The 8,679-nt window shown below is 68.1% G+C and carries 9 protein-coding genes; 4 read left to right on the top strand and 5 right to left on the bottom strand.

Annotated elements, in window-relative coordinates:
• Positions 1 to 465 (top strand): epoxide hydrolase (locus VGH85_16265; protein HEY2175362.1); only part of this gene is annotated, 465 nt, incomplete at its 5' end.
• Between the two features lie 54 nt (positions 466 to 519).
• On the opposite strand, the gene VGH85_16270 is transcribed toward VGH85_16265, so the two are convergent.
• On the bottom strand, positions 520 to 2,652 hold the full coding sequence (locus VGH85_16270; protein ID HEY2175363.1) for a DEAD/DEAH box helicase: 2,133 nt from the start codon (positions 2,650 to 2,652) through the stop codon (positions 520 to 522).
• A gap of 245 nt (positions 2,653 to 2,897) precedes the next feature.
• Between VGH85_16270 and VGH85_16275 the strand changes: the two genes are divergently transcribed.
• Positions 2,898 to 4,079, top strand: coding sequence for an alpha-hydroxy acid oxidase (locus VGH85_16275; protein HEY2175364.1), 1,182 nt, complete (start codon positions 2,898 to 2,900; stop codon positions 4,077 to 4,079).
• Here the strand turns inward: VGH85_16275 and VGH85_16280 are convergent.
• The gene (locus VGH85_16280; protein ID HEY2175365.1) at positions 4,019 to 4,336 is read right to left on the bottom strand and encodes a hypothetical protein; all 318 of its coding nucleotides are present in this window, start codon (positions 4,334 to 4,336) and stop codon (positions 4,019 to 4,021) included. The genes VGH85_16275 and VGH85_16280 overlap by 61 nt on opposite strands.
• Before the next feature lie 149 nt (positions 4,337 to 4,485).
• Between VGH85_16280 and phoU the strand changes: the two genes are divergently transcribed.
• Entirely contained in the window at positions 4,486 to 5,142 is a 657-nt protein-coding gene (gene phoU, locus VGH85_16285; GenBank protein ID HEY2175366.1) for a phosphate signaling complex protein PhoU, read from the top strand.
• Positions 5,143 to 5,152: 10 nt separating this feature from the next.
• Here the strand turns inward: phoU and VGH85_16290 are convergent, their stop codons facing one another.
• Positions 5,153 to 5,896, bottom strand: coding sequence for an amino acid ABC transporter ATP-binding protein (locus VGH85_16290; protein ID HEY2175367.1), 744 nt, complete (start codon positions 5,894 to 5,896; stop codon positions 5,153 to 5,155).
• Positions 5,897 to 5,907: 11 nt separating this feature from the next.
• Positions 5,908 to 7,353 carry an ABC transporter permease subunit gene (locus tag VGH85_16295; GenBank protein ID HEY2175368.1) on the bottom strand — a complete coding sequence of 482 codons (1,446 nt, stop codon included), beginning with the start codon at positions 7,351 to 7,353 and terminating at the stop codon, positions 5,908 to 5,910.
• A gap of 242 nt (positions 7,354 to 7,595) precedes the next feature.
• Between VGH85_16295 and VGH85_16300 the strand changes: the two genes are divergently transcribed.
• A complete protein-coding gene (locus VGH85_16300; GenBank protein ID HEY2175369.1) occupies positions 7,596 to 8,324 on the top strand; it encodes a DUF899 family protein in 729 nt (242 codons plus the stop codon).
• Between the two features lie 25 nt (positions 8,325 to 8,349).
• Here the strand turns inward: VGH85_16300 and VGH85_16305 are convergent.
• On the bottom strand, positions 8,350 to 8,679 hold a 330-nt coding region (locus VGH85_16305), incomplete at its 5' end, for a hypothetical protein (GenBank protein HEY2175370.1).

Genomic DNA, 8,679 nt, shown 5'->3' on the forward strand with positions numbered 1-8,679 from the left:
AAGGTCAAGCGGTACTGGGACCACGAGTCCGGTTACTCCACCCAGCAAAGAACCCGACCGCAAACCCTGGGCTACGGCTTGGCCGACTCACCGGTCGGCCAACTGGCCTGGATCGTGGAGAAGTTCTACGCCTGGACCGACAGCAACGGGCACCTGGAGGGCGCGGTGTCCCGCGAGGAACTGCTCGACAACGTGATGCTCTATTGGCTGACCAACAGCGCGACTTCTTCCGCCCGGCTGTACTGGGAGAGCTTCCCGAACCCGGTTGCCGACGAGGTCCCCGTGCCCAGCGCCTACTCGCTGTTCCCCAAGGAGCTGTTCTGGGTGAGCGAGCGCTGGCTGCGCACCCGGTTCACCGACCTGCGCTACTACCACCAGACCGAGCGGGGCGGCCATTTCGCCGCGCTCGAGCAGCCCGACATCTTCGTACAAGAGGTCCGTGACGGCATCCAGGCGCTGCAGTAGTCACGGCGGTACGTCGCACGCGATGTCTGCGCTCCGCCCGTCCCCGCGCTTGGGCTACGGCCGAGCCGTCAACGCGTCGGTCAACAACGCCACCAGTGCCTCGAGTTGCACGTCCGCGGAGGACGCCACCTCTTCGTCCGAACCGTCCAACGCCCGGGCGGCGAGCCCCGCCTTGCTGTCGATCAGCTCGGCGATCCTCGCGTCGATGGTCTGGGCGGCGATGATGCGCCACGCGGTGACAGGCTCCGTCTGACCGATGCGGTGGCTGCGGTCGATGGCCTGGGTCTGCTCCGCATCGGTCCAGGAGAGCTCGGCGAGCACGATGTTCGAGGCGACCTGCAGGTTGATGCCGACCCCGGCCGCGGTGAGCGAACAGACCGCGATCGCGACCTCGGGATCGTTCACGAAGGCGTCGATCTGCTTCTGGCGCACCGTCCGCGCCTGGTCACCACGGATCGAGGAGAACCGGATCCCGGCCTTGGTGAAGGTCTCCTCGGCGGCGTCCATCACGTCGATGTGCTTGGCGAAGAAGACGACCTTGCCGGCACTGCGCGCCAGCTGGGCCGCGTAGTCGGCGGCGAGGCCGGCCTTCGCCTGCCCGATGCGCCGCATCATCGCGAACACGTTCTCGGTGCCCTCGGCCTCGGTCGCCTCCTTGCGCTCCCGGGTGGCGATCCGGCGCACGAGGGCGTGGTCGATCCCCTCGACGTCGGGGCCGGCCTTGCGGCGCTTGAGCGCGGCCTCGTACCGCCCCACCATGCGGCGGGCCAGTTCCTGCTCGGCCGCCCGGATCGACCGGCCGACCTTCTCGTCCAGCTCGACGGGAAGGTCGGCGATCCGCCGGGCCGGGATGTCGGCGGCCACGTCGACCTTGCGGCGACGGACGATCCCGAGGTCGACCACGCACTGGCGGGCGGCGGGGTAGAACCCGGAGTCGGCCGGCGTCAGCCCGGTCTCCTCCAGCACGGTCATCAGCTCGGCGCGCGGCTTCGTGTCGTCGATCCAGCCGAGGAACTGCCAGATCGCCCGGAAGTCCTCGATGTCGTTGATCAGCGGGGTCCCGGTCAGGGCCATCAGCAGGGGCCGCGCGACGCGGGACCGGATTCGCTCGGACAGCTGCAGCACGTGCTGCGAGCGCTGCGAGGTCTTGTTCTTGATGAAGTGCGCCTCGTCGATGACCATGCCGCGGAAGCCGAGATCGCCGATCCAGCCCACGTGGCGGTCGAGCACCTCGTAGTTGACCACGACGATGTCGGCGAAGCCGTCCATCGTGTCGCCGTCGCCGTGGATCGCGGTGGCCGACCGGGTGGGGGTCCAGAGGGCGGCCTCGCGGACCCAGTTGGTCTTGACGACGTTCGGCACGACCACGAGCAGCGGGTAGGCGTTCGCCGCCTTCGCGGCGAGCAGCGCCTGCGCCGTCTTACCCAGGCCCGGTTCGTCGGCGAGCAGGAAGCTCCGGTGCCCGGCGGCGGCCGCGGCGACCAGCTGCCCCTGGTGGGGCATCAGCTCGCGGCCACCCGGTGCCTGCAGGGACGACGCCGCGGGCAGCGCCATGCACGGCGAGGCTCCGCCGCCGGCGCGTTCGAACGAGCTGAAGAGCGGCCCGAGCAGCTCCCAGGTGGCCAGGCGGCGCGCCGGGGCCACGCTCGGCCTGGCGGCCGAGAAATCCGGAGCGAGGAAGGGGTTCGCCAACTGGCGCGAGACGATCGTCTGCGGCACCACCCGCCGCTCGGTGGGGGCGGGGGCGATGGGCGGCTCCGGGGGTGTGACCCCGGCGGGGGCCGCCTCGATTCCGGCGTCCTCCAACAGGTTCCGCGTGAGTGTCCTGGCCGCGTCGGACAGGACGGCGTCCTCGGCGAGCAGCTCGAGCAACGACGTGTCGCGGGTGGCGGTCTGCGCGAGGATCAGCGCGATCCCGTCGAGGCGCTTGAGCATCGCGGACCGGCGGGCGTCGCTCGTGATCTCCGCCCGTACCCGGGCCCGTTCCTGGCGAGCCAGGACCGCCACGACCTGGAACTTCGTGCGGTCCGAGGCCCGGACGGACCCGCGCTGCGCTGCTGTCTCAACCTCGCGGGCGGTACGGGCGAGCACCGGAACGATGCCGTCGTCGTCCCGATCGCGGACGCGGCGTTTCGGCGCACGGGCGGTGCGGTGAGCGCGCTGTGGGCGCTGGTCACCTCGAGCCACGAACTACTCCTGTCCCCACACGATCGAAGCCCGGTCGCCAGTCGGCGATCGGGCCCCCTCGCAGGGTAATTGGTCGTAGCGGGCGCAGGATGTGAACCTGCGACCTCCGAGTCATAAGCCGGTCGGAGGTGCCGGCTCGCCCATCATAGTCAGAGTCGTCCACGTTTTCCGCGGACCGGAGTCCGTCCGCGCGTATGCACTAGTCGAGTTTGCTTAGTGACCAAGTCACTTGTTAGAGTCGAATCGTGACGGATACCACACCGGCGGCGGTAGGGACGTTTGTCCTCGACGACGGGATCGTCGTAGACAGCCTGCTTGACCTGCAGGCACAGGCCGTCGACCGCTGGGACGCGGGTGTGCGCGCGTACGTCCAGGACGGCGCCGGGAGCAATCGCGCGGTGCGGGCCAACCGGATGGCCCACGAACGGTGGGCGCTCCGCTCTCGGGTGCTCCGTGACGTCAGCTCGATCGACACGGCGACGACTGTGCTCGGGCAGCGGGTCGAGCTGCCCGTGCTCATCGCTCCCTCCGGGTTGCACACGCTGGTCCATCCGGACGGCGAGGTAGCCACCGCCGTCGGCGCCCGCGACGCAGGCACTGTCATGATCCTCAGCGCGGCCACCGGCCGCACCATCCCGGACGTCGCGGCCTCCGGCGTCGACCTGTGGTTCCAGCTGTACTGGGGCGAGGATCGCGGACGCGTCCGTGAGCTGGTCCAGATGGCGGATGCGGCGGGCGCCGGGGCGCTATGTCTGACGGTCGACATGCCGGCGCGCCCACTGGTCGGCGCCACGATGCGATCGGCCATTACCCGCGTGGCCAATCACCTACCGGCCTACCTGCCCCCACGCACGGCACACCTGACTCCGGGCGCCTGGGATCACGACACCCGGCTGACCTGGGCCGACCTCGCCTGGTTGCGTGACGTGACGAGCCTGCCCATCGTCGTCAAGGGCGTGATGTCGGCCGAGGACGTCGCACCCGCTCGCGACAGTGGGGTGGACGCGATCGTCGTCTCCAACCACGGCGGCCGTGCCCTCGACACTCCACTCGGCACCCTGGACGTGTTGCCCGAGATCGCCGACGAACTCACCGACGGCGGGCCGGAGCTCTACGTCGACGGCGGCTTTCGGCACGGGGGCGAGGTACTCGCCGCACTGGCGCTGGGAGCACGCGCGGTGCTGATCGGCCGACCGGCACTGTGGTCGCTGACCCTGGGCGGTGCTCGAACTGTGACGGACATGCTCCGCCTGCTGCAGTACCAACTCGAAGTGTCCATGGCCCGAGTCGGCGTGAGGAGTGTCGCCGAGATCGACTCGAGCATCGTCCGCCGGGCGCCTGCTGGGTCGAGCCCGAACGAGACTCCTCACGCTGATTCAGGCTCCGGGGCGATGTCGATGTGCACCCCTTCGAGCGCGCCGACGTAGATCAACACCTTGAGTGCTTCGCGGTGGCCCAGGATGAAGGGCAGTTCCGTGCCGATGAGCGGCATGCAACGCGCTCGCAGCAGGTGAGGGCCCGCCTCGGTCGGCACCCGCACCGTTCCACCGTGTTCCAGGTCCGCGATCTGTTGGTCATCGAGGTAGACGTGGATCCGCCGGGCCGCACCCGGTGCCATGCTCCGGGGGCGATGGAGGACCAGCTCGCTGGCCTGATCCGCTGAGGGGAGTGGGTCCGCAGTCATCAAAGGCTCCTCGGATCGTCACACAGGAACTCATCCTTGAGAGCAGAACGCCCAGGTAGGGTCGCTGGCCGATCCCATCCGGTCAAGTCGTTCGACCAACCTGGCCGAAGAAGTCCGCGGTGAGCACCCAGTGGATCTAAGGTCGACGGGTGCGCGAGATCTTTCACGGCCAACTCGAACAACTCGGCGGCGATCTAGCCATGATGTGTGGACTCGTGAGCGAGGCCATGACTCGTGCCAGCCAGGGGTTGCTCGACACCGACCTCACCCTCGTTGAGGGCGTCATCACCGACGACGAGCAGATCAGCGCCTTGGCGGCGCAATGTGAGGAGCATGCGTGCGCGATGCTGGCGCTGCAGTCACCCGTTGCCAAGGACCTCCGTACGGTGATCACCGCGATCAAAGCGGGGGAGAAGATCAATCGCATGGGCGACCTGGCGCGACATGTCGCTGAGGTTGCCCGCCTGCGCCACCCACAACCCGCGGTCCCGGCCCAGCTGACTGATCGGTTCGCCGAGATGGCCCGCCTCGGCGTGCAGGCCTGCAACCACCTCGAGCGGTCGATCGCTGCCCCCACCGGGGACGACTGGCCCGCAATGCTGCAGGCCGACGACCGCGTCGATCAACTCCAGCACGAGGTCGTCGAGGAGGTCAGCAACGCCGAGCCGCCCTATCCCATCCAGGTGGGCGTCGACGTCGCATTGCTCGCCAGGTACTTCGAGAGGTTCGCCGACCAGGCTGTCTCCATCGCCAGGCAACTCGACTACGTCGTCACCGGGGCCGTGCCCGAACAGCCGACGACCTAGTGCCCCGCGATCAGAGAGGGTCGAGGATCCGCCGCAGGAACTGTTGGGTGCGTTCCTGTTGGGGCGACCCGATGACATCGCTCGGCGGGCCGCTTTCCAGCACCACGCCGCCGTCGGTGAAGAGCACCTGATCGGCGACCTGCTGGGCGAACCGGATTTCGTGGGTGACGATCACCATCGTCCAACCCTGGGTGGCCAGGTCCTTGATCACCGCCAGCACCTCGCCCACCAACTCGGGATCCAGTGCGGAGGTCGGCTCGTCGAACAGCATCAGCTTGGGCTTGAGCGCGAGCGCGCGGGCAATGCCCACCCGCTGCTGCTGCCCGCCTGACAGCTGGTACGGGTACTGGTCCTGTTTGCCCTCCAGCCCGACGCTGCGCAGCAGCTCAACCGCGTCGGCCCGCGCCTCGGCCACGGCACGCCGCTGCACAATGACCGGCCCCTCGATGACGTTCTGCAGCACCGTCTTGTGCGGGAACAGGTTGTGCCCCTGGAACACCATTCCACTCTGCGCGCGGAACCGGTAGAACTCGGTCTCGGGGATATCGGTCGAAAAGTCCACTCGGACATCGCCGATGGTGATGACCCCGGTATCCGGCCGCTCCAGCGCGTTGAGTGACCGCAGCACCGTCGTTTTCCCGGAGCCGGACGGGCCGATGATGGTGGTCACCGATCCCGTCGGCACGTCGAACGAAACGCCCTTCAGCACGGCGTTGCTGCCGAACGACTTCGTCACGTCCGCGACGGTGACCAACGTGGGGACGCTCACCGGGCCACGTACCTTTCCAGTCGGTGTTCGACGCGGCCCTGCCCGAACGACAGCGCCAGGCAGACGACCCAGTAGTAGGCGGCGGCCGTGCCGTACATCGCAAAGAACTCGAAGGTCGGCGCCGCCGCCACCTGCGCGGTGCGCAGCAGCTCGGTCACCAGGATCGTCGAGGCCAACGAGGTGTCCTTCACCAGGGAGATCAAGGTGTTGGACAATGGCGGCACCGCAACCCGGCTGGCCTGCGGCAGAATTATTCGCCGAAGCGTCGTCGGGTACTTCATGCCGATGGTCTGGGCGGCCTCCCATTGTCCCTTCGGGATACTGGAGATGGCCGAGCGGATGATCTCCGCGGCGTAGCCGCCGACGTTGAGGCTGAACGCGATGATGGCCGCTGGGAACGGATCAATCTTCAGGCCCAGCTCGGGCAATGCATAGAAGATCAGGAACAGCTGAACCAGCAGGGGCGTGCCGCGGATGATCGAGATGTAGACACGCGCCACCGCGGAAAGCGGCCGATTCGACGACATCCGTGCCAGTGCCACACCGAGCGCGATCACCAGCCCGATCACGAAGCTGATCGCGGTCAGCGGAATCGTTGCGGTGATGGTCGCCTTGGCCATCGGCCACAGGTTGTCCAGGATCAGTTTGATGGTCGATGGCGCCGGGGCCGCGGCGCCCTTCTGCGGGGTTGCGCCGCTGGCATCGGCCTTCAGGTACTTCTGGGAAATCTTCGCCAGGGTGCCGTCCGCGCCGAGTTCATCGATGGCTCGGTTGAGTCCGGGCAGCAAACCACTGCCCTTGCGAGCGGCGAACGCCTGTTCGCTGCGCTGCCCCGTCTTGGCCGCGATCTTGACCGAAGTGTCGTTCGTGGTGGCCAGGTAGGCGAACACCGCAATGCTGTCGTTGACGGTTGCGTCGACGCGGCCCTGGTTGAGCAGGGTGATCGCCTGAGTGAAGCCCTCCACCGCCTCGACCTTGGCCCCCGCCTGCCGGGCGACGTCCGCCCAGTTGCTGGTCACCGACTGCGCGGTGGTCTTGCCGGCGAGATCCTTCACCGATTTGATCGAGTCGTCATTCGCTCGAGTGACGATAACGCCTTCGCCGACGGCATACGGCTTGGACAGGTCGTATTTCGCCTGTCGTTCGGGTGTGATTGTGACCTGATTGGCGACGACGTCGAATCGGTCCGATTCCAGCGCCGCAAATATCGAGTCCCAAGGCGTCTCAACGAATTCGGTCCGCACGCCCAGCTTATCGCCGACCGCGCGCGCCACGTCAATGTCGTAGCCGGAGAGGGCGCCCGTGGTGCCGTCGTGAAAACTGAAGGGCGCGTACGTTCCTTCGGTGCCGACCCGGAGCACCCCGGCCGAGGCGACGCGGTCCGATCCACCCTCGGGCCCCTGACCGCACGCGATCGCGACCAGCGCGACGAGCACACCCAGCACCAACGCGATTCTTGTGCGGCGCAAGGACGCTCCTGTCCGAAGTTCAGTTGCGCGGGAACTTAACACAATGAGGTGATGGGCATGAGACTTTTGATCACGCCGATATATATCGCCACGGTCCACGCGACGGCCCGGGTCGCATCCAGCCGCGTCCCTCCCCGATGAGTTTCGGTCGTCCGGCCGGTCATACCTTCCGAGGGCCGGCGATGTGCCTGCCCGGGCAAGGGAAAGGCGAACCGATGGAAGCGACCAGCACGACGTACCCGTCGCCGGAGATCGTCGACCGGGCCACCTGGCAGGCCGAGGTCGACCGGGTGCTGGTGCGGGAGAAGGCACACACCCACGAGGGTGACGCGATCGCGGCCGCCCGGCGGCGGCTGCCGATGGTCGAGGTGGACGCGCGGACCACGCTGGTCGGGGCGCAGGGCCCGGTGCCCCTGGTCGAGGTGTTCGAGGGGCGCCGGCAACTGATCACCTATCTGCACATGTGGCACGACGGCAAACCCGCCGCCGAACAGTGCGAAGGCTGCACATTCTTCACCGGGCACGCGCGGGAGCTGTCCTATCTGCACAGCCGCGACGTCACCTACGCGACGTTCTGTGAGGGCCCGTACGCCGAGAGCGCCCGGTACCGGGACTTCATGGGCTGGGAGATGCCGTGGTACTCGGCGCGCGACTCGCTGGATGCGTTGCTCGCCGGGCGGGGCTTCGGCGGCTATCTCTACTACCTGCGCGACGGCGACCGGGTGTTCGAGACGTACTGGACGACCAGTCGCGGCGTCGAGGCCGGCGCCTCCAGCTACCACCTGCTCGATCGCACCGTGTACGGCCGGCAGGAGACCTGGGAGGACTCGCCGACCGGCTGGCCGCAGCCGTACGCCACCGCCGGCGAGCAGTTCCGGGCCGACGGACGGCCAACGGCTCAGTGGTCCCGGCTCGCCGAGGGCCGGTCCGACGATCTGGCCTAGGCCGGGTCCGGCCCACGCATGACCCTCAGTCGGCGCCGACGACCTTGAAGTCCTGGTCGACGAAGATGTGGTGCGGCCAGTTGACGCCGATGTTGTGGACCTCGTACTCGCCGTTGCTCAGCTGCACAACACGGTCGACGACGCCCCCCGGGTAGGCGGTGAGCGCGGCTTCTGTCGCCCTGTTCGCCGTCGTTCCGCCGGCGATCGTGCCCGACCCCTCTCTGTAGTTGGCCGGGATCTGACCGACTTGCTTTGACGTGGTCGGTGCACCGCGCTGGAAGGGGACCACGCCTGCCTCGGACGAGGTCGAGGACGTCGCGGATCCGCCGCCGCCAGTCGGTTGCACGATGACCTG

The organism is Mycobacteriales bacterium, assembly GCA_036497565.1.
GTDB lineage: Bacteria > Actinomycetota > Actinomycetes > Mycobacteriales > QHCD01 > DASXJE01.

Excerpts from the sequence above, each read along its gene's own strand:
- VGH85_16280 (HEY2175365.1), bottom strand. The coding sequence starts at position 4,336 with ATGACTGCGGACCCACTCCCCTCAGCGGATCAGGCCAGCGAGCTGGTC.
- VGH85_16300 (HEY2175369.1), top strand. The coding sequence starts at position 7,596 with ATGGAAGCGACCAGCACGACGTACCCGTCGCCGGAGATCGTCGACCGG.